At 50.4% G+C, this 20,603-nt stretch carries 18 protein-coding genes; 11 read left to right on the top strand and 7 right to left on the bottom strand.

The genetic code is table 11. From position 1 onward, the window contains the following. Positions 1-13 precede the first annotated feature (13 nt). From cheA to flhD, 5 genes are all read right to left on the bottom strand, one after another. Positions 14-1,972, bottom strand: coding sequence for a chemotaxis protein CheA (gene cheA / locus PGR29_RS10465; RefSeq protein ID WP_316424493.1), 1,959 nt, complete (start codon positions 1,970-1,972; stop codon positions 14-16). After that, positions 1,969-2,892, bottom strand: a complete 924-nt coding sequence (motB, locus tag PGR29_RS10460; protein ID WP_042892855.1) for a flagellar motor protein MotB — start codon at positions 2,890-2,892, stop codon at positions 1,969-1,971. The genes cheA and motB overlap by 4 nt, the downstream gene beginning before the upstream one ends. Continuing rightward, the gene (motA, locus tag PGR29_RS10455) at positions 2,889-3,779 is read right to left on the bottom strand and encodes a flagellar motor stator protein MotA (protein WP_015704927.1); all 891 of its coding nucleotides are present in this window, start codon (positions 3,777-3,779) and stop codon (positions 2,889-2,891) included. The genes motB and motA overlap by 4 nt, the downstream gene beginning before the upstream one ends. A 141-nt stretch (positions 3,780-3,920) precedes the next feature. Next, entirely contained in the window at positions 3,921-4,502 is a 582-nt protein-coding gene (flhC, locus tag PGR29_RS10450) for a flagellar transcriptional regulator FlhC (protein WP_045397765.1), read from the bottom strand. A 2-nt stretch (positions 4,503-4,504) separates the two neighbouring features. Continuing rightward, positions 4,505-4,855 carry a flagellar transcriptional regulator FlhD gene (gene flhD / locus PGR29_RS10445; protein WP_015367348.1) on the bottom strand — a complete coding sequence of 117 codons (351 nt, stop codon included), beginning with the start codon at positions 4,853-4,855 and terminating at the stop codon, positions 4,505-4,507. A gap of 1,237 nt (positions 4,856-6,092) precedes the next feature. On the opposite strand from flhD, the gene PGR29_RS10440 reads away from it, so the two are divergent. From PGR29_RS10440 to PGR29_RS10425, 4 genes are all read left to right on the top strand, one after another. Further along, positions 6,093-7,016 carry an aminoimidazole riboside kinase gene (locus tag PGR29_RS10440; RefSeq protein WP_087858111.1) on the top strand — a complete coding sequence of 308 codons (924 nt, stop codon included), beginning with the start codon at positions 6,093-6,095 and terminating at the stop codon, positions 7,014-7,016. A 114-nt stretch (positions 7,017-7,130) separates the two neighbouring features. Continuing rightward, entirely contained in the window at positions 7,131-8,501 is a 1,371-nt protein-coding gene (locus PGR29_RS10435; RefSeq protein WP_113374267.1) for a sucrose-specific PTS transporter subunit IIBC, read from the top strand. Continuing rightward, positions 8,501-9,901, top strand: a complete 1,401-nt coding sequence (locus tag PGR29_RS10430; RefSeq protein ID WP_316424492.1) for a sucrose-6-phosphate hydrolase — start codon at positions 8,501-8,503, stop codon at positions 9,899-9,901. Before PGR29_RS10435 ends, PGR29_RS10430 begins: the two co-directional genes overlap by 1 nt. A gap of 29 nt (positions 9,902-9,930) precedes the next feature. Next, entirely contained in the window at positions 9,931-10,944 is a 1,014-nt protein-coding gene (locus PGR29_RS10425) for a LacI family DNA-binding transcriptional regulator (protein WP_316424644.1), read from the top strand. Between the two features lie 51 nt (positions 10,945-10,995). Here the strand turns inward: PGR29_RS10425 and cynS are convergent, their stop codons facing one another. Together cynS and PGR29_RS10415 are read right to left on the bottom strand one after the other, a co-directional pair. Then, positions 10,996-11,466, bottom strand: a complete 471-nt coding sequence (gene cynS / locus PGR29_RS10420; protein ID WP_015704922.1) for a cyanase — start codon at positions 11,464-11,466, stop codon at positions 10,996-10,998. Between the two features lie 33 nt (positions 11,467-11,499). Beyond that, entirely contained in the window at positions 11,500-12,150 is a 651-nt protein-coding gene (locus PGR29_RS10415) for a carbonic anhydrase (protein ID WP_113374301.1), read from the bottom strand. A gap of 109 nt (positions 12,151-12,259) precedes the next feature. On the opposite strand from PGR29_RS10415, the gene cynR reads away from it, so the two are divergent. The 7 genes from cynR (at position 12,260) to PGR29_RS10380 (ending at position 20,419) form a co-directional block, all read left to right on the top strand. Beyond that, positions 12,260-13,147, top strand: coding sequence for a transcriptional regulator CynR (gene cynR / locus PGR29_RS10410; protein WP_316424491.1), 888 nt, complete (start codon positions 12,260-12,262; stop codon positions 13,145-13,147). A gap of 220 nt (positions 13,148-13,367) precedes the next feature. Next, complete coding sequence (locus PGR29_RS10405) at positions 13,368-13,805, top strand: DUF2231 domain-containing protein (RefSeq protein ID WP_087858116.1); 438 nt, start codon at positions 13,368-13,370, stop codon at positions 13,803-13,805. Then, positions 13,798-15,102 carry a PQQ-dependent sugar dehydrogenase gene (locus PGR29_RS10400; RefSeq protein WP_316424490.1) on the top strand — a complete coding sequence of 435 codons (1,305 nt, stop codon included), beginning with the start codon at positions 13,798-13,800 and terminating at the stop codon, positions 15,100-15,102. Before PGR29_RS10405 ends, PGR29_RS10400 begins: the two co-directional genes overlap by 8 nt. Positions 15,103-15,297: 195 nt before the next feature. Further along, complete coding sequence (locus PGR29_RS10395; RefSeq protein ID WP_316424489.1) at positions 15,298-16,230, top strand: LysR family transcriptional regulator; 933 nt, start codon at positions 15,298-15,300, stop codon at positions 16,228-16,230. 548 nt (positions 16,231-16,778) lie between these two features. Beyond that, entirely contained in the window at positions 16,779-17,591 is an 813-nt protein-coding gene (locus tag PGR29_RS10390) for an abortive infection system antitoxin AbiGi family protein (protein ID WP_115259908.1), read from the top strand. Positions 17,592-17,907: 316 nt separating this feature from the next. Continuing rightward, entirely contained in the window at positions 17,908-18,912 is a 1,005-nt protein-coding gene (locus PGR29_RS10385; RefSeq protein WP_316424488.1) for a hypothetical protein, read from the top strand. 331 nt (positions 18,913-19,243) lie between these two features. Next, positions 19,244-20,419 (top strand): HNH endonuclease, encoded by a 1,176-nt coding sequence (locus tag PGR29_RS10380; RefSeq protein ID WP_316424487.1) that lies wholly within the window; start codon positions 19,244-19,246, stop codon positions 20,417-20,419. Positions 20,420-20,603 lie beyond the last annotated feature (184 nt).

The raw sequence follows: 20,603 nt of genomic DNA, 5'->3' as shown, positions 1-20,603 counted from the left end.
ATGAGATGAGTCGTTATGCGGCCGCTGCGCTCAGCAGCTTTTCCCGGTTGAGCATTTGCAGCGCCGACACATCGACAATCAGCGCCACGCTGCCGTCGCCGAGGATCGTCGCCGCGGAAATTCCCGGCACTTTGCGATAATTGCTTTCCAGGTTTTTCACCACTACCTGATGCTGGCCAATCAGTTGATCCACCAGCAGCGCGTAGCGGCGGCCGGCGCTTTGCAGAATCACCACGATGCCCTGAGTAGCCTCGGTTTTCGCCCCGGCGACGTCAAACACCCGGTAGAGCTCCACCAGCGGTAGATACTCGCCGCGAACCTGCAGCATCCGCTCGCCGCCGGCCATCGGATGCAGGTCTTCGGCCTGCGGCTGCAGCGATTCCATCACCGCGTTGAGCGGCAGAATAAAGACCTCTTCATTGACCTTGACCGACATGCCGTCGAGGATGGCGAGCGTTAGCGGCAGCAAAATACGAATCGAGGTTCCTTTGCCCGCGCGGGAATGGATTTCAACGTGACCGCCCATCTCCTGGATGTTCCGTTTCACGACGTCCATGCCGACGCCGCGGCCAGAGACGTCGGTCACCTGTTCCGCGGTCGAAAAGCCCGGCGCGAAAATGAGCATTCCGACCTCTTCATCACTCATGCTGTCGCTGACCGCCAGCCCCTGCGCCGCCGCTTTGGCGAGAATTTTTTCGCGATTGAGTCCGGCGCCGTCATCGATCACTTCGATGCAGATATTGCCGCCCTGATGTTCAGCGGAAAGAATCAGATTGCCCACCTCAGACTTACCTGACGCCAGACGGGTTTGCGGATCCTCAATACCGTGGTCGAGGCTATTACGCACCAGGTGGGTTAACGGGTCGATAATGCGCTCGATCAGGCTCTTATCAAGTTCGGTAGAGCTGCCCTGTAGCGTCAGTTCCACCTGCTTATTGAGCTTGCCGGCCAGGTCGCGCACCAGCCGCGGGTAGCGGCTGAATACATATTCCATCGGCATCATGCGAATCGACATCACCGATTCCTGCAGGTCGCGAGCGTTACGTTCCAGCTGGCTCATGCTATTGAGCAGATCGCCATGGGTTACCGGATCCAGGTTACCTGAGCGCTGCGCCAGCATGGACTGGGTGATCACCAGTTCGCCGACGAGGTTAATCAACTGGTCAACTTTCTCCACCGCCACGCGAATGCTGGTCGACTCGCTGGCCTTCGCTCTCGGCGCTTTAGGCGGCTCGACGGCAGCAGGCTGCGGTTGGACGACCGGCGACGGCACAGCTTCGGCCAACGGCGATGGTTTAGCGGCAGTGGGTGGCGGCGTGGTAAAGCTGATCTGTTCCGGCTCAAGAACGAAACAGAGCACCGCGCAGATATCCTCTTCGCTGGCGGTGGTCAGCAGGGTCACCTCAAGGCTATTGTCAGTTTGCAGGGGATCCTGAACCTCGCCGAGGTTGCCAAGCTCTTCCAGCATCAGCGGAATTTCATTGGCTTTAAGCCCGGTTAAGCTCACGCGCATACCGCCGGCGATGGCCGTCGGCGCAGGCTGGGCCACGACGGGCGGCGCGGCAGGCGCGTCCTGCTGCTGCGCTTCCAGCGCCAGCTGCCGCAGCGCCTGGCAGATATAGTCAAAGCTCTCAGCGTCAGGCTGCTGCGAGGTTTTATAGGCGTCCAGTTGCTCCTGCATAATATCTTTGGTTTCCAGAAACAGATTGATAATTTCGGTGCTCAAGCGCATCTCCTCGCGCCGGGCGCCGTCGAGCAGGTTCTCCAGCAGATGGGTGGTTTCCTGCAATACGGAAAAGCCAAACGTCGCCGCGCCGCCTTTGATCGAGTGCGCCGCGCGAAAAATAGCGTTTAGCGGTTCGATATCGGGGGCCTGCGGATCCAGCTCCAGCAGGTGTTGCTCCATGTCTGCCAGCAGCTCATCTGCTTCATCAAAAAAAGTCTGATAAAAAGCGCTAATATCCATGCTCATGGGGTCACCTCAGGGTGTGAATCGCGGTTAACCGGCGCGGGCGCGACCAGCTTTGGCAGCGCATCCGGCTGACTAATCTCCAGCGCATTGCTTTCGCCATTTTCATGTTCGATGCTCTGCTGGGTCTCTTTGTTAAGCACCAGTACGGTAATGCGGCGGTTGATGGCATCATCAGCGCCGTGCTGCTTCAGGCTCATGGTCGCCGCCATACCGACCACCCGAAGCACCTTCCCTTCCGCCAGGCCGCCGGCAATCAGCTCGCGGCGCGAGGCGTTGGCGCGATCCGCCGACAGCTCCCAGTTGCTGTAACCGCGTTCGCCGCTGGCGTAGGGGATGTCATCGGTATGCCCGGAGAGGCTTATCTTGTTCGGCAAATCATTGAGGATTGGCGCAATCGCTCGCAGGATATCGCGCATATAGCTTTCAACCTGAGCGCTACCGGTTTTAAACATCGGGCGATTCTGGCTATCGATAATCTGAATGCGCAGGCCTTCGTCCATCATGTTGATCAGCAGATGCGGACGAAGCGCCTTCAGGCGCGGGTCTGACTCAATCAACTGATCGAGCTTGTCACGCAGTTTGTTAAGTCGTAGCTCTTCGGCGCGTTTATCCGCGGTATTGATCTGCTTGCTGACCAACCCGACTTCACGGGTCGGGTCTTCGCCGCCGCCGGGGATCGGGCTGCTTTCCGAGCTGCTTTTATCGCCGCTGGTCAGCGCCACTTTCAGCGGCGTACGGAAATATTCGGCTATTTGCGTCAGTTCCTGCGGGCTGGCGATCGCCAGCAGCCACATCACCAGAAAGAAGGCCATCATCGCCGTCATAAAATCGGCATAGGCAATCTTCCACGAGCCGCCGTGATGCGCAGGCTGGTGCGATTTTCGTTTTCTGACCAGTACCACCGGGTGATTATGTTTCATGCTTCTTCGCTTTCCGTCGCCTGCGCGGCGGGCGCTTTGACCTGGCGCACGTGCTCTTCGAGCTCAACAAACGACGGGCGCTCGGTGGTGTATAACGTTTTACGGCCAAATTCGACGGCGATTTGCGGCGCGTAGCCGTTGAGGCTGGAGAGCAGCGTGACCTTGATGCACTGCATCATCTTGACGGTCTCGGCGCTTTTTTGCCGCAGCAGCGTCGACAGCGGCGAGATAAATCCATAGGCCAGCAGAATGCCGAGGAAAGTCCCCACCATCGCGTTGGCGATAAGCGCCCCGAGCTCCGCCGCCGGGCGGTCCGCCGAGGCCAGCGCATGCACCACCCCCATTACCGCCGCGACAATACCAAATGCCGGCAGAGAGTCGCCGACCATCGCCAGGCTGCCGGCAGGCACTTCGCTCTCCTGTTCGAAGGTTTCGATCTCTTCGTCCATCAGCGCTTCAATTTCAAAAGCATTCATGTTGCCGCTCACCATCAGGCGTAAATAATCGGTTATGAACTCCACCAGATGGTTATCGGCAAGGATGCGCGGATAATTAGCGAAAATTTCACTTTCCTGAGGATTGTCGATATCGAACTCAAGCGACAACATCCCCTGTTGACGGGATTTAGCGAGCAGCAGGAACAGCAGCGCCATGAGATCCATATACAGCGCCTTGCTGTATTTGGAGCGACGTACCATTTTGGGCAACGCCCGCAGCGTGGATTTGATGGCTTTGCCGTTGTTGCCGACGATAAACGCGCCGATGCCGGCGCCGCCGATAATCAGGAATTCCGCCGGCTGGTACAGCGCGCCAAGGTGGCCGCCCACCAGCAAATAACCGCCAAATACCGCTCCCAGGACCACGAGATAACCCAATATCACTAGCACACGCATACCTCAAATTAACAATGTGGATGGCGGGCGAGGCAAACGCGCCCTGGCGTAAACCAGGCGGGGAATGGGGGGCGGCATGCCGCCCCTGCGTATTACACGTCGAAATGGATTGCCGTAAGTCGTCGGAACGGCGACTTACATGACGCGTTTAGCCTGCTCGTCCAGCAGTTGAGAGGTTATATCGGCCAGTTGCGGAGAAAGTTTACGTCTTTTTACGGCGCGTGAAGGCGGTTGGCATAATGTGCAGACGAAATCGTGCTGCGGATGATGCGCGTGGGTGATAAATGAGCCGCCGCAGCTATTGCAGGCGGAGAGCTGTAGCATACCGCTATCAACAAAGCGCACCAGCGTCCAGGCGCGGGTCAACGCCAGTAGCGGCGCTTCGCCCGCTTCTTGCGGACACTGTTCGAGATACAGGCGATAGGCTTTTATCACCGCTTCCACTCCGCTGCATTTGCCGCTCTTCAGCAGGAACAAATAGGCGTTGTAGAACATCGACGAATGAATATTCTGCTCCCAGGTCATAAACCAATCGGTCGAGAACGGCAGCATCCCTTTCGGCGGCGGGCTTCCGCGCAGCTCCTTGTAAAGTTTGATTAAGCGCCCACGGCTGAGCTGAGTTTCACTCTCCAGCATCTGCAGACGCGCGCCGAGAGATATCAGCTCCATGGCGAGCTGAATATCCTTCGCTTCCTGAACAATACTTTTCTCAGCCATTATCAAACACTTTTCTTCGCTGCAGCGCCTTCTTTGGCGCGGAGCTCTTGCAGCAGGTGACTGGAAAGCAGGATACCGGTATGGATCTGCTGGAGGTCATCAACGCGCGACTCTTTGGTCAATTGCTCGATAGTCTGATGGTCGCTGAAGCGCAGATTGCACACCAGCTGATTAGTTTCAGCCAGTTTCACCATCTGCGGTAACGTCAGTTGCGCCAGGGTATCAACCATGGTTTCGTCAATTCCCAAACGAAACATCGCGGACACTTTCTCATCGTTGATCAGCCGCTGTGCTAAAAATAAATACGACAGGTTGAAGTCATAAATATGCTTAAGTAATTCGGAGGTACCCATAATCCCTATCCCGATAAGCCATGTTAGAAAACATACACGTGGCGTGTTACTTAATCGCCCGTGACCTCAGTTATTTCCCCAAGAGGCAATTAAAACACTCACTCGCGATAGCTAAAAATTCAGCTAATCGTCAAATTCGCCCCACTGTTAATAGTTTGTTACAGGTGCAAACCGGAGTGGAGGATGTAAAGAATTTGCTTCGAGAGAGTTGAATTGCCATGAAACTATTTTTAGAAATTCTATAAGAATATTCTTAAGGCGGCGCAACTCTACTCCCGAATCATTAGCACACACAATTAAGTATGGGGAAATTTTGAATGTAATGAGATATAGATCACAAAAACAAAAAATAATACCGGTAACAACACCTCATTTCGATCACTTTATAACCAACATTCGATCATTTAACGATCACAAGTAAATGAATTACCTTAAAAAAAGTGTTATCAACCATTGCTATTAGTTTTTTTTGGTACATTTAGAACAAAAAAATAACATTATAAAAATTGAAGAATAAAAATCTGAACAAGCGGTAAATTCAACGCAAATCATTAGTTTTCACCGTAAAAAATAACCATGGTGTAATACAGGGATATTAGATCTAATACTCGAATAGCACCTATGGAAAAAGTATAAAAAACGTACAATAAAGCGATGGTATCGGCTAGTCTTTCAGCGCGGATGATTGTACAAAATACAATCTAACAACCTCATATCGCGGCGCCTGACGCTATTTTCCCGCATCTTCTCGTGGCTGAACTCCTGCAGATATGGATAAAATTTCGATAACAATTACGGCCCGGCGCATTACCCAAAATGGGTATTTCCGCCGGGTTATTTTTCTAACATTCCTTTAACGAAACGAGCTTATTAACATGTTGTAATAATAAAAATCGAGAATCAATTAACGACGTTGAGCCCAAGTTTAAAGCCATCAAGAATATATTTTTAAACCGTATAAATACGGCGAAGTAATAATAATAAATAGATATATGAGGATTTTTCCTTCGGCAATAAGCGACCTATCGCTCTGCCCCCTCCCCCTTATTATTGGTAGGTGAAAATGACAAAGACATTTGCAGCGCTGTAGTAAAGCGCTAAGCGCGCAATATCGCGGCTGGATCACATTTTATCGTTGCCGATCGCATTTTCATCACTTCCGCGTTCCGTTGGATTTTCGGTTATGTTTAAATTAGCTAAACCGGTTTAACAAAGTTTAGCTACAAGGATTATAAGTATGATCAGTAAAGTATGGGTACTCGGCGATGCGGTCGTCGATCTGCTGCCTGAGGGCGATGGCCGCTTATTACAGTGTCCGGGCGGCGCACCGGCTAACGTTGCGGTCGGCGTCGCGCGTCTTGGCGGCAATAGCGGGTTCATCGGCCGGGTCGGCGATGACCCTTTTGGCCATTTTATGCGCCAGACGCTACGACAAGAGAACGTGGATATCAGCCACCTTTCTTTAGACCCCGCACAGCGCACCTCAACCGTCGTGGTGGCGCTGGATGAACACGGCGAACGAACCTTTACCTTTATGGTTCGTCCGAGCGCCGATCTTTTTTTACAACCAGGCGATCTCCCTCAATTCGCGGCCGGGCAGTGGCTGCACGTCTGCTCTATCGCCCTCAGCGCCGAACCCAGCCGTAGCAGCGCCTTTACGGCGATGGAACAGATTAAACGCGCCGGCGGCAGCGTCAGCTTCGACCCTAATATCCGCAGCGATCTGTGGCAGGATCCCCAGCTGTTACGCCGTTGTCTCGAACGGGCGCTGGCATTGGCTGACGTGGTGAAACTGTCGGAAGAGGAACTGGCCTTTATCAGCGGTAGCGATGATATTGCCAGCGGTATTGCGCGAGTCCGCGAGCACTTTCAGCCAAAACTGCTGCTGGTCACGCAAGGAAAAGCCGGAGTACAAGCAGTGTTCCATCAGCAGCATATTCACTTCCCGGCCCGTCCGGTGGTCAGCGTTGATACCACTGGAGCCGGCGATGCCTTTGTTGCCGGGCTACTCGCCAGCCTCTGCGCACACGGCTTTCCTGACAATGTCACCGCGCTGGAGCCGATCGTCGCGCTGGCGCAAACTTGTGGCGCGTTGGCGACTACCGCCAAAGGCGCGATGACCGCCTTACCGTATCAGAGCGATGTGAACCGCCAGTTTTAACGATGTAAGCAGGCAAAATAATTAAAACGTTTTAGCAAAATTAGCAAAGCGGCGATTCGGGGCATTCCAGGCCCCCAATAGCCCATGATGATGACAGACTTTGTAGAGGGTACTATGGATTTTCAACAGATTTCTCGCGCGCTGCTGCCGCTGCTCGGCGGCAAAGAAAATATCGCCAGCGCCGCGCACTGCGCCACCCGCTTGCGTCTGGTACTGGTCGATGACGCGCTCGCCGACCAGCAGGCCATCGGAAAAATTGAGGGGGTAAAAGGTTGCTTTCGCAACGCCGGGCAGATGCAAATCATCTTCGGTACCGGCGTGGTTAATAAAGTGTATGCCGCCTTTATTCAGGCGGCCGGTATCAGCGAGTCGAGCAAATCCGAGGCCGCAGACCTGGCGGCGAAAAAACTGAATCCGTTCCAGCGGATCGCTCGCCTGCTGTCGAACATCTTTGTGCCCATTATCCCGGCTATCGTCGCCTCCGGCCTGCTAATGGGACTGCTGGGAATGGTGAAAACCTACGGCTGGGTCGATCCGGGCAACGCCATCTACCTGATCCTCGATATGTGTAGTTCGGCCGCTTTTATTATTCTGCCAATCCTGATCGGGTTTACCGCCGCGCGTGAATTCGGCGGCAACCCTTATCTTGGCGCAACCCTCGGCGGTATTCTTACCCACCCGGCGCTGACCAACGCCTGGGGAGTGGCTTCGGGCTTCCACACCATGAATTTCTTCGGCCTCGAGGTGGCGATGATCGGTTATCAGGGGACGGTATTCCCGGTGCTGTTGGCGGTATGGTTTATGAGCCTGCTTGAGAAGCAATTGCGACGCCTGATTCCCGACGCGCTGGATCTGATCCTCACGCCGTTCCTGACGGTTATTATCTCCGGTTTTATCGCCCTGTTGATTATCGGCCCGGCCGGTCGCGCGCTCGGCGACGGTATCTCCTTTATTCTCAGCACGCTCATTGCCCACGCCGGTTGGCTGGCGGGGCTGCTGTTCGGTGGGCTGTATTCGGTGATTGTTATTACCGGTATTCACCACAGCTTCCATGCCATCGAAGCCGGGCTGCTCGGCAACCCGTCGATCGGCGTCAATTTCCTGCTGCCTATCTGGGCGATGGCTAATATTGCCCAGGGCGGCGCCTGTCTGGCGGTGTGGTTTAAAACCAAAGATGTAAAAGTGAAAGCCATTGCCCTCCCCTCCGCCTTTTCGGCAATGCTGGGCATCACCGAAGCGGCGATATTCGGCATCAACCTGCGCTTCGTTAAGCCATTTATCGCCGCATTGATTGGCGGCGCGGCGGGTGGCGCCTGGGTGGTCTCCATGCACGTCTATATGACCGCCGTCGGCCTGACCGCCATCCCCGGAATGGCTATCGTACAGGCCAGTTCCCTGCTTAACTACATCATCGGACTGGCTATCGCGTTTGTGGTCGCCTTTATCGTTTCGCTGACGCTCAAATACAAAACGGATGCTGAATAATGCCGCAGCCTTCTTTGTTACCGATGGTCCTGCAGGCCGTCATGAACCACCAGCCGCGCGCGCTGCGGGATAACCACTATCCGCAGTGGCATCTGGCGCCGGTATGCGGGCTACTGAACGATCCAAACGGTTTTATCCACTTCGACGGTCGCTATCATCTTTTTTATCAGTGGAATCCTCTTGCCTGCGATCACAGCTATAAAGGCTGGGGGCACTGGAGTTCGCCGGTTCTGCTGCACTGGCGGCATGAACCGATTGCCCTGCTGCCAGACGAAGAATACGACCGCAACGGCTGCTACTCCGGCAGCGCGGTAGATAACAACGGCGTCCTGACGCTCTGCTACACCGGTAATGTGAAATTTAGCGATGGTAGCCGTACCGCCTGGCAGTGTCTGGCGACGCAAAATCCCGACGGTACTTTTCGTAAACAAGGCCCGGTGCTGGCGCTGCCAGCAGGTTATAGCGGCCACGTGCGAGATCCCAAAGTCTGGCGCGATGGCGAACGCTGGATGATGGTGCTGGGCGCGCGCGATCTGGCCGACCGCGGCAAGGTTCTGCTATTCAGCTCCGCTGATTTGATGCAGTGGAATAGCCATGGCGAAATAGCCGGTAGCGGACTTAACGGCCTGAAAGACGCCGGCTATATGTGGGAATGCCCGGATCTGTTCCCCCTCGGCGATCGATATATTTTACTGAGCTGCCCGCAGGGATTGCCGCGCGAGGCACAGCGCTTCCTGAACACCTATCCGGCAGTCTGGATGCAGGGCCATTTCGACCAAACCGCCGCCACCTGGCGCCATGGCGCGATCGAAGAGCTGGATAGCGGCTTCGAATTCTATGCGCCGCAAACCACCCTGGCGGAGGATGGCCGCCGTCTGCTGGTTGGCTGGATGGGAGTTCCCGACGGAGAAGAGATGCAGCAACCTACGCGGGCCCACGGCTGGATCCATCAGATGACCTGCCTGCGGGAACTCAGCTGGCGCCACGGCACGCTGTATCAAAATCCCGTGCGCGAACTGGCGGCGCTTCGCGGCGAGGCGCAGGACTGGCAGCCCGAACCGCTGGCGCTGCAGCCGATGGAACTCGCCTTCGAGGTTGCGCCAGGCGATGCGCTGACGCTGGATTTCGCGGGTGCGCTGCAGCTTTCGCTGGACAGCCGCGGCGTACGCCTGGCCCGTCGAAGCCTGATAGCTGATACTGTCGATTACCGTTACTGGCGCGGCGCGGCGCATAAACTGCAAATCCTCATCGATCGATCCAGCGTCGAGATCTTTATTAATGATGGTGCGGGGGCGATGAGCAGCCGCTTCTTTGCCGATTATCCAGGTAAACTGGTATTCGGCGGCGCGACGCCGGTGGCATTCTGCTGCTGGCCGCTGCGGCCATGCATGGTAGAATAAGCGTTTTGCTTTCAGGCGCCTGGCTCGTGATGAAACCCAAACGCATTACCATAAAAGATATCGCCGAACTGGCTGGCGTCTCTAAAGCCACCGCCAGCCTGGTCTTGAACGGCCGCGGCAAAGAGCTGCGCGTGGCGCAAGAGACGCGCGAACGGGTGCTGGCTATCGCCCGCGAGCAGCACTACCAGCCGAGTATTCACGCCCGTTCACTGCGCGATAGCCGCAGCCATACCATTGGTCTGGTGGTACCCGAGATCACCAACTATGGTTTTGCCGTTTTTTCTCACGAGCTGGAAACCCTGTGCCGCGAAGCAGGCGTACAGCTGCTTATCTCTTGCACCGATGAGAATCCCGGTCAGGAGAGCATGGTGGTCAATAATATGATTGCCCGTCAGGTCGATGGCCTGATTGTCGCCTCTTGTATGCACAGCGACGCCGACTATCTGAAGCTCAGCGAACAGCTGCCGGTGGTGCTGTTCGATCGCAATCCAAACGATAGCGCCCTGCCGTTGGTGATGACCGACTCACTGGCGCCGACGGCGGAACTTATCGCCCGTATCGCCGGCCAACACCCGGATGAGTTCTGGTTTCTCGGCGGTCAGCCGCGGCTCTCGCCTTCGCGCGATCGGCTGGCCGGATTTAGTCAGGGATTAGCCCAGGCAGGCGTTGAGTTGCGCCCGGAGTGGATTATTAACGGCAACTATCACCCAAGCTCAGGCTATGAGATGTTTGCCGCGCTGTGCGCCCGCCTCGGGCGGCCGCCTAGGGCGCTGTTTACCGCCGCCTGCGGCTTGCTGGAAGGGGTACTACGCTATATGAGCCAGCATAACCTGCTGGATTCCGGGATCCATTTAGCCAGCTTCGATGACCACTATCTGTATGATTCGCTGTCGCTACGCATCGACACCATCCAGCAGGACAACCGCCAGTTGGCCTGGCACTGCTACGATCTCATCAGTCAGCTGATCGATGGTAAAACGCCACAGCCGCTGCAGCGTTATCTGCCCGCCACATTGCAAATGCGTTATCAACCCGCCAGATAACAACGGGCCTGGATCGTGGTTCAGGCCCGTGCTGTTAACGATTAATTGTCATCAGAAAGGTTTCGTTGGCAGATACTTTCCATCGAAAGTAATCACCGCACGATGTCCGCCTTCCGGATCGCTGACTTTTTTCACATCCAGCTTAAAATTAATTGCGCTGATAATCCCGTCGCCGAATTTTTCATGAATCAACGCTTTCAGGGTGGTGTCGTAGACCTGCAGCATTTCATAGAAGCGATACATGGTCGGATCCGTCGGCACGCGGTCCTCAATAGAGCCTCTGACCGGAATCGTTTGCAGCAGCAAAATATCATCATCGTTGAGTTCCAGTTTTGCCCCAACCATTTTCGCCACTTCAGCAGGCAGCGGGTGCTGCCCCAACAGCGCGGCCGTGACAAAGGCTTCTGATAAACCAGTGCCTTCAACAAGCTGTGCAAAGGAGAGATCCTTTTTGGCTTTAATCAGCAAAATTTTATTCGCTAACTCCAGACGAACTTCGCGGCTGACTTGTGACTGAATCATGGTGTTACCTCGTTATATCGTAGTGAAATGAAATTACTGACCGTAAACCGGCACCGCTCGGGTATCCGGATGACCGGCCAGCGAAATAAAAGCTCTGGTATTGCCGTCATAAGCGGCAATCTCCCCCGTTTCAATGTCATACACCCAGCCATGTAATGTCAGACGTCCTTCATCAAGCGCCAGGCGTACCGCAGGGTGAGTTTGAATATTCGCCAACTGGGCAATCACGTTTTCATGCACCATCGCCGCGGTTTTGGCCTGCGGGTCGCGATGCTCGCGAGCATCGTTGACCACTTTTGCCGAATCCGCATATTGCAGCCAGTGCTTAACGGCGGGCACATGATCCAGACAGCTACACTGCGCAATTGCCGTCATCGCCCCGCAATCGGAGTGGCCGCAAATCACAATATCCGCGACCTTCAGGACAGCTACGGCATACTCCACCGATGCCGACACGCCGCCGGGCTCAGGACCGTAAGAAGGGACAATATTGCCGGCATTACGGATGACAAACAGATCGCCGGGTTCACGCTGGGTGACCAATTCAGGAACCATCCGGCTATCGGAACAGGAAATAAACAGCGTACTGGGGCTCTGCCGGGAGGCTAAACTTTTAAACAGTTCAGCGCGTTCAGGAAATGCATCACGTTGAAATTTAAGAAAACCATCAATGATTTCTTTCATGATAATGTCTACCTCGCTGTGGAATGACAGGGAGGTTACGCGGCGCATGGCATAAAATAAAAGTCTTGTTTATAATCAAATTCATCCAAAAAACTTATGGATTGAAAGCGTGAATATTCGCTATGTTAGATACTTCCTGGCCGTCGCCGAACATCAGGGTTTTACCCGCGCGGCGGAAGCCCTGCATATTTCACAACCGGCGCTCTCACAACAAATCAGGATGCTAGAAGAGAGCCTGGATGCGCAGCTTTTTGATCGTAGCGGCCGGTATATTCACCTGACGGATGCGGGCGAGGTGTTTTTGCAGTATGCCCGTCAGGCATTTCAGCTGCTGGATGAGGGCCAACGCGCCATTCATGATGTCGAAGACCTCAGTCGCGGTTCTCTGCGCATTGCCGTGACGCCCACCTTTACTTCTTATTTCGTCGTGCCGTTAGTGGCTGAATTTCATGCGCGTTATCCGCATATCACGCTGGATATACAGGAGATGTCGCAGGAGAAAATGGAGGGCATGCTGCTGGAAAATGAGCTGGATATTGGCATTGCCTTTGCCGAGGGAGTGACGCCAGACATTGTTTCCACCCCGCTGCTACAGGAAGTGCTGGCGCTGGTTGTGGCGAACCATCACCCGCTGGCCCGCGAAGAATCCCTTTCGTTGCGCCAGCTGGCCGCGGAGGAATTTATTCTGCTCAACCATCATTTCGCCACCCGGTTGCAAATTGACCACTGCTTACAGCAAGCCGGTTTCCACCCGCGGGTGACCATTGAAATGCATTCGATCAATGCCATCCTCGATATCATCCAGCGAACCCAATTAGTGACCATTCTGCCGCTGAATGTCGCCGCCCAGCGCACTGGCCTGGTGACCAGGTTGTTGGAGGAAGCAACGCTTGAGAGAACCGCGGTGTTAATGCAGCGCAAAGGCGCCCGACCAAAAGCCGCGGCGAGGATTTTCGCCGACATGGCCCAGCAGCTGGCTGCCCGAATAGAAAGTTAAGCGTACCATTGCGCGGTCAGCATCTGGCCCGCCTCCTCCCTACTGCAACAATCTTACCGTAGCCAGTATGACCATTTGCGCAAAACAGATTTCCCGCGATTGGCATACTGAAATTGTTAACGATATGTATAATTTTATCTGCTAAGCGGTATTCAATATTCCGGCTTGAACGTCAGCATTATTTTCACCCTACCTTATTCCCCCTGACAAGGAATTGACAATGAGTGAACGCTCTCATGACCGAGGTAATAGCCTTGCGATGGTCATATATAATCTACTCAATCCGGTGCCTTACGGCTTTTTTATCGCCGGTCTTATCTTCGATATTATTTACCTCTACAGTACTAACGTGATGTGGGGAAAAAGCGCCAGCTGGCTTATTGCCCTTGGCCTTATTTTTGCCATCATTCCGCGGTTGATTAATCTGGTGCAGGTCTGGTTTTTTACTCCTCGACGCCCGGCAGCAAAAATTGATTTCTGGCTAAATCTCATCGCTATTATTGCCGCGTTGGTAAACTGTTTTGTTCATAGCCGCGACGCATGGGCAATTGCGCCGCAGAACGTTATCTATTCATCGATTACCGTTATCTGTCTGCTTGTCGCCAATATTATCAGCTCCACTTGCCTGGCTAATAATAAGGGGATTCGCCATGAATAAATTACTACTGCCCCTGCCCGTTATGCTCGCCACCGCGCTTGCCCTGTCCGGATGCGATGAGAAAGCGAAACTTAGCCCGGATCAGCAGGTAGGGCCCGATCCCGTAATGCCGAAGGCCCAGGATTTCCTGATGCCGCCGATGCAGGTTCCCCGCGGCGTAGGCTGGAAGACAGATGGACAACCGACGGTTGCCCAGGGGCTGAAAATAGAAAAAATAGCCGACGGATTCCTGCATCCCAGAATGGTCTATGTCCTGCCAAATAACGATGTGCTGGTCGTTGAAAGCAACGGCCCTGGCGAGGAGCCGCTGACTACGCCGAAGCAGCTGATTGCCGGGATAGTGAAAAATCAGTCAGGTAAAGGCGGGAAAGGCGGGAATCGCATTACGCTATTGCGTAAAAACGCCAACGGCTGGGAAAAACATATTTTCCTTGAACATCTGCACTCGCCTTTCGGTGTCCAACTAATCGGCAATAATCTTTACGTCGCCAATACCGGCAACATCATGCGTTATCACTACCAGCCGGGGGCGACACGTATCAGCGATGCGGGGAGCGAGCTGGCGGACCTGCCCAGCACCGTCAATCACCACTGGACCAAAGCATTACTGGCAAGCCCGGATGGTAAGAAGCTGTATGTAGGCGTCGGCTCGAACAGTAATATCACCGAAAATGGCCTGGATATTGAATATCGTCGCGCCACCATTCTGGAGGTTGATACGGCCACCGGCGCAAGCCGTATCTTCGCCAGCGGGATCAGGAATCCTACCGGACTCGGCTGGGAACCGCAGACGGGCAAGCTTTGGGCTATTGCCAACGAGCGCGATGAAATCGGCGCCGACCTGGTACCTGATTATTTGACTTCGGTGCAGGATGGCGGGTTTTATGGCTGGCCGTGGAGCTATTTCGGACAGCACGTTGACCGCCGCGTACAGCCGCCGCGCCCGGACATGGTCGCCAAAGCGATCAAGCCGGATTATGCCCTGAGTTCCCACGTTGCGCCGCTGGGAATGCTGTTTTATACCGGAAACATGTTGCCACAAACCTATCAGGGCGGCGTGTTTATCAGCGAACATGGCAGCTGGGACCGTTCGCCGCTGAATGGCTATAAAGTCAGCTTCGTCGCCTTTAAAGACGGCAAACCCGTCGGTAAACCAGAGAGTGTAGTCACCGGCTTTGTCTCGCGCGATGAGAAAGAACTGTACGGTGCGCCGGTCGGACTCGCGCAGGATAATGAAGGGGCGTTAATCATTGCCGACGATGTCGGTAATACCGTCTGGCGCGTCAGCGCAAAATAAAATATCACTATCAATTATCCGGCTTCCCGCAGTCAGGGAAGCCTTTTTTATACCCTCATAATAATTATCCTTAGATATTGCCGGGAATAATTAGAGAAACAAAGTGATAAGCTGTGCCATCAGGACCGCTATTGTAGTTGGCTACACCAGAATAGGTTGCTGAGAAACATTCATCATCAATGAGACGTAGACCAGATGAACCATTTATCCGCAATCAGAACTTTCGTTAGCGCCGCTGACTATAAAAGTTTCAGCGCTGCCGCCAAAGCCTTAAATATCGAAGTATCCACCGTCTCTCGCCATATTTCCGAGCTGGAAGCGTATTTACAGGTGACGTTGTTTAACCGCTCTACCCGTGGATTAGCATTAACCGAAACCGGGGCATTTTTTTACTCGCACGCCCAACAACTGTTATTACAATGGGAGGAAGCCCGCCAGTTAACTTCCGCACTGGATAAACAGCCTTCCGGCCTGCTGCGGTTAAGCGTCCCCAGTACCTTTGGCCGTCTGCACGTGATGCCTTTCGTGGATGAATTTCTTCGTCTGCACCCTAACATTTCGCTGGATATCAGTTTTAACGATGAAGTGCAGGACCTGATTGAAACGCGCATCGACCTGAGTATTCGCATCGGTGTTTTGCCTGACTCATCGATTCATGCCCGTAAACTGGCTTCGCAAACGCGCTCAGCCTGGGCCAGCCCAAGGTGGATTGCGGAAAACCGCCCTACAGCAACACCAGGCGCCGATCAACAGCAGATCGATATCGTGATGTTTTCTCGTCTGCATGGCGCCGGTTGGTATACGCGTAAGATGGGTTCAGAAGATGAATGGCAGCGCATCCCGATTCACTACCGACTGAGCGTTAGCGATAGCGCCGCCATGCTTTATGCCTGCGTCAATCATACCGGGATTGCGATTTTACCGAACTGGCTATCGCGTCAGGCCGAAGAACAAGGGCTCATTCAACGGGTATTCGCGGAGTGGGAATTTAGTATGTTCCCCAGCGAAACCGCCATCTGGATGCTCTACCCGCAAAACAGGAGAGTGCCGCATAAAGTCCGGGCATTTATCGACTTTATGGTTGAAAAGATTGGGATGCCGCCCTACTGGGAGGAGGAGACTCATTAATGACGAGAATAGGTGAAGCAGGGATGTGCCGGAGGCGCCCAAAGCAAAAAGGGGTTACCTTTCGGGTCGCCGGTTTTCAAGCTTGTGGAAAAGTTATTTAAAATCAACATGTTATTATAAGCCACTGGTATATTTAGACATTTTCACGCCCATATTTTTCAGTTAGTTATCCACTTCTCTGAAGATAGTATACCTCTGTCATTTTCGAGGCTGAATACGGCGCGTTTTGCCCCAAAATCTGCCCCCAAATACCCCGGTATCGAAGACTATCCCCACCCGGTAACCCCTGCAGACGGTTACTGGGTGATAGCATGTCATTTAATGACATTATTTGTTGTATCTTAGATCTGATCTGACACTCTTAAGTCACAGAGCCAAACATAATCTGAAAGTCCGCTCCGTGCCAGGAGCAGAAGTGGCTAACAGCTCTTAGTGTTGATTAATGAGGGGCAGGTCACTATCGCAAAATCCGCTTGCTGATGTATGGAAAGTACTGATAACCTTAATTTATGGTACTCAGTTTATACATCATATTATGGATGATCATTATGTCGCGTAGCTTATACCCAACCACCTTATTTCATTTTACTGAAAAGTTAGATACCTTATTTGAGATACTTGACTCAAGTGATTTTCGGATTTCTTTCGCTAGAGAATTTATACAAGGCCAGAGCACGAATAGGAATTTCGGTATACCGATGGTTTCATTTTGTGATATCAGGCTAACACAGCTTACCCAGCATACTGAAAGTTATGGCCATTATGGCATCGGATTATCAAAAGATTGGGCAAACGAAAATGGACTTAATCCAGTAATTTACATGTCCAAGCACTCTTCTGTTTTTGATAATTATAATCTAGAGATTAGGCGTTTAAAAGCAGAAGTTAATAAGTTATTAAAGCATTTGGACGAAATAAAATCTTCAGGAACAAAATCTCAATTAACTAATGCAAAGCGGAAATATGAGTCGGCGATTCTTAGTTACAAGAAAATTGTAGATCCTTTGCGATATATGAAAAATTACCAGGCAACTTTGAAACGACGCAATGGTCAGGAGAAACCTAACTATATTTTTGCAGATGAGAGGGAGTGGCGATTTGTTCCAGATATAGAAAAATCAATTGGAAAACCAGTGATCGCCGCTTCGAAAAACATATCAACTCAAGATGGCAAGAGAAAATATAACGAATATTATGATGATGACAGGTTGCCCTTTTCACATAAGGATATTAAATATGTCATTGTAGAGCATGAAAGTGATGTTGAAAAGATGATGGACTTTCTGCATATAAAGTATGGTTCAAAAAGTAGCTTGATTCCAAGGGTTCTCTCAACCGAATTGATAGCGAATGATATGTAATTTAAGCTCGGTTTTTGCCTAAATTATCTATGCAATGCTTCCTTTTTGATACTTCATCGTGCTCTTATTGTGTTTAACGCTAAAACTAACCTACTCCCCGTGTTTCACATAGACCGCTATTAGCAATGTCCGCTGCCTGCGAAGAGCGGACATTACTAACATAGTGCCCAGAAGCTTTAAGGGAAGTAAGTCAAGTCCAAAAGTGTGGTTAAAGTAATGCTATTCTTTCCATTGAATGAGTGGATTGGGTATTAGAATTACATCCCCATAGCTGCTTAAGCGGATTATTTAAAATTTTAATTAAGAGGTTCTAATTATGGATAGATTTGAAATAAAACTTAATGAAATCAATGAAATTCTTTCAAAGAATCAATTGGGGCTTATCTATGATTTTATAAATGATAGAGATAATGGTCTCGTACTGCCGTTTTTTAGTAAATACATGGACTCTGTTCAAAAATTAGATCTGGATTTTTGCATTACAACCAACTCACATTTTCAATGCGGCATTATTTATGATGAAAAATTGATATTTATGTCTTATGGCACATTTGATAGACTATGTAAGTTATCTGACTTAATTTTTCGGTCAGGGATGATAACCGGGAAAAGTACTAATTTAAACTTTTATGACTTGCATCTCGTTACTAATCCATTTGTTGGGTTTAACAATGAGATAAGAGAGGAAAGTGAGTCCGAATCACACTTATTTATGTTTATTCTTGATTGTCTAATGCTGTTTATAGTTAGTCACGAAGTAGGCCATTTCATTAATAAACATGGCGACCGAGCAAAAAAGCAATCTATTGACACTATCTTTGATGATGTTTTAGGACATAAAAAAATCAATAGCGCAGAGCTAATATCAAGCCACGCAAGAGAATTAGTTGCAGATGGTTTTGCTCTTAATATTGTTAAAAAACATGTACAGTCTGCATTTGATCAGAAGGTATCTTATCTTGATAACTTGCTTGATTTTTATAGCAGCAATGAAGGCGGAATTGCATTTTCATTGCTATTAATACTGTGCTACTTCAAACTTTCTGATGGCTTATCACCTCATGAACATTTTCAATCGACACATCCCTCAACGGCGGCACGAGTTCGATTCATTCTCAGTTGTCATATTGAATCATTAGTCAATGAGGATGAAGAAAAAACTTTTGGATTTTACTATGGTTTAATCATAACTCAATTGAAATCAATATTTGCATCTATGGGAGATGACTTTGAGTTAACTTGGATAAAGGATACGAACTCACCTGAAATGACCGAGTGGTTTAATGATGTTTATAAAGAGCATCCAAAATGGTTAGCATAATACCTCTTATATAATGCTGATGGTATATTAATATTGAATTGATAAGCCTGAATGTCGCTGACTTTGATAAAGCATTGAAATTAGAAAAAGTGAAGTTTTATAATGCTCTTTGATAATTCATGTCACTCAACAGCGAAAAGCGTGAAGGTCTGCTCCTCGCTCACAGCGGACCTCCAGCCCAGTTATCTGGTCCGCTTCGTGCCAAAAGCGGTCCTTCAGGTATCAAGTTGTGTTGCTAGGATTAACGACAAAAAATGATGCAAATTAGTTCAATGATGGTAAGTTAAAACATGCTTAAATATTCTTATTTTAATATAAAAGTTAAATAAACATGAAAACAAACCCAGAGAAGTGTATTTTTTGTGATATTCCCTTTGATAAAGGGAGCCTAGAGCATGTATTCCCTAGTGCGTTAGGCGGACGAATTACCACAACACATGCGACATGCAAAAGTTGCAACAATTTATTTTCAGAAGTGAGTTCAGATGCGGTTGAGATCGCTCTGGCTGATAACTTTATTTATATCAGGAATGCTTTGAATGTTTGGTCTGGAAGAGGAAAGCCACCACCAACAATAAAGGAAGCAGGTCAGTTTGATGATAACATCAAGTATGATCTCGCACCAAACTTGACACCTATTGTGTCTAAGTCAAGAATACCTTCAAAAGATGAAACTGATAGCAATACAGTCTTTGATTTCGTTGCTCAAGATGAAGCTGATGCTAATAGGATTGTAGGAATTCTTAAGAAGCGCGGACTTAATATAGGAGATATTAATGCAAAATATGTTACAACTAAGGCTCCTGTTATAAGAGCTAGCATTAATTTTGAAGGAAATAAAATTTTTCGTGCTATAGCGAAAATAGCTATAGTTTCCTATGTTGTTTTGTATGGCAATTCGCGAGCAAGAACCGATATCTATCAGGGCCTTAGGGTATCAACACGAAGTGGAGAACCTGACATTACAAATTATTGCGGATGGGACTATACAAATGATTTTCCTGTCATTACAAATTTACACCCACACGAAAAAACCCCAAACGCCATTCAATGTGGTTTTGAACATACTGTATTTATAACTAATGTAAATCACCAATTGGTTGCTTATATAAAGCTTTTTGGTGCATTTAATTTCTCTATTATTTTAGGTAATCATTCGAGTATATCATCTAAATGTTTGTGTTTAAATCCTACAGCAGGAAAGTCTTCAAGGTTTAACGTTGCATTTAACCCGCCATTAAGTTATATACCTAAAAATATTGACTCATTCAAAATTGAACATGAATCTGTTAGGAAAAACGTTCAGTTAGCGATGAATTCTATAATAGAGCACTGTCAAAATTTATCGACCGAAGAATATATTAGAAGCCTCAGCCAAGAGTTAATGATTTCTGTTCAAACTGCATCCACTGACTCTGACATATCTGAAATAATCAGTTCTTTTTCAGAGAAGCTTGCTCATATAGAAAATGGATTGGCTTGGGAAGAAGAAATTAATATTGAATAACATGACTCCTTGGAAGGAAAATTTATTCAGTAATTGTTGCTGAGAAAGAATGCTTGATATATTCTTTCTCAGCGTTTTTTGTAAAGCAGCTTTCTCCTTCATAACATGCTACGTCCCTATCGAAGCTCTTAGTTTCCGCTCCTCGCTCAAAGCAGACTGTCAGATTTAATTGCATTCTGCATGC

Source organism: Klebsiella sp. 141203 (genome assembly GCF_032601985.1).
In the GTDB taxonomy this organism is placed as follows: domain Bacteria; phylum Pseudomonadota; class Gammaproteobacteria; order Enterobacterales; family Enterobacteriaceae; genus Klebsiella; species Klebsiella aerogenes.
The sequence above is the reverse complement of the archived record's forward strand: the minus strand, read 5'-3'. Positions and strand labels throughout refer to the sequence as shown.

Coding starts and splice junctions, on each gene's coding strand:
- PGR29_RS10435 (WP_113374267.1), top strand. CDS start 7,131: ATGGATTTTCAACAGATTTCTCGCGCGCTGCTGCCGCTGCTCGGCGGC.
- PGR29_RS10430 (WP_316424492.1), top strand. CDS start 8,501: ATGCCGCAGCCTTCTTTGTTACCGATGGTCCTGCAGGCCGTCATGAAC.
- flhD (WP_015367348.1), bottom strand. CDS start 4,855: ATGGGTACCTCCGAATTACTTAAGCATATTTATGACTTCAACCTGTCG.
- PGR29_RS10380 (WP_316424487.1), top strand. CDS start 19,244: ATGAAAACAAACCCAGAGAAGTGTATTTTTTGTGATATTCCCTTTGAT.
- PGR29_RS10395 (WP_316424489.1), top strand. CDS start 15,298: ATGAACCATTTATCCGCAATCAGAACTTTCGTTAGCGCCGCTGACTAT.
- cynS (WP_015704922.1), bottom strand. CDS start 11,466: ATGATTCAGTCACAAGTCAGCCGCGAAGTTCGTCTGGAGTTAGCGAAT.
- motB (WP_042892855.1), bottom strand. CDS start 2,892: ATGAAACATAATCACCCGGTGGTACTGGTCAGAAAACGAAAATCGCAC.
- PGR29_RS10415 (WP_113374301.1), bottom strand. CDS start 12,150: ATGAAAGAAATCATTGATGGTTTTCTTAAATTTCAACGTGATGCATTT.
- PGR29_RS10400 (WP_316424490.1), top strand. CDS start 13,798: ATGAATAAATTACTACTGCCCCTGCCCGTTATGCTCGCCACCGCGCTT.
- PGR29_RS10385 (WP_316424488.1), top strand. CDS start 17,908: ATGGATAGATTTGAAATAAAACTTAATGAAATCAATGAAATTCTTTCA.
- cheA (WP_316424493.1), bottom strand. CDS start 1,972: ATGAGCATGGATATTAGCGCTTTTTATCAGACTTTTTTTGATGAAGCA.
- PGR29_RS10390 (WP_115259908.1), top strand. CDS start 16,779: ATGTCGCGTAGCTTATACCCAACCACCTTATTTCATTTTACTGAAAAG.
- PGR29_RS10425 (WP_316424644.1), top strand. CDS start 9,931: ATGAAACCCAAACGCATTACCATAAAAGATATCGCCGAACTGGCTGGC.
- PGR29_RS10405 (WP_087858116.1), top strand. CDS start 13,368: ATGAGTGAACGCTCTCATGACCGAGGTAATAGCCTTGCGATGGTCATA.
- flhC (WP_045397765.1), bottom strand. CDS start 4,502: ATGGCTGAGAAAAGTATTGTTCAGGAAGCGAAGGATATTCAGCTCGCC.
- PGR29_RS10440 (WP_087858111.1), top strand. CDS start 6,093: ATGATCAGTAAAGTATGGGTACTCGGCGATGCGGTCGTCGATCTGCTG.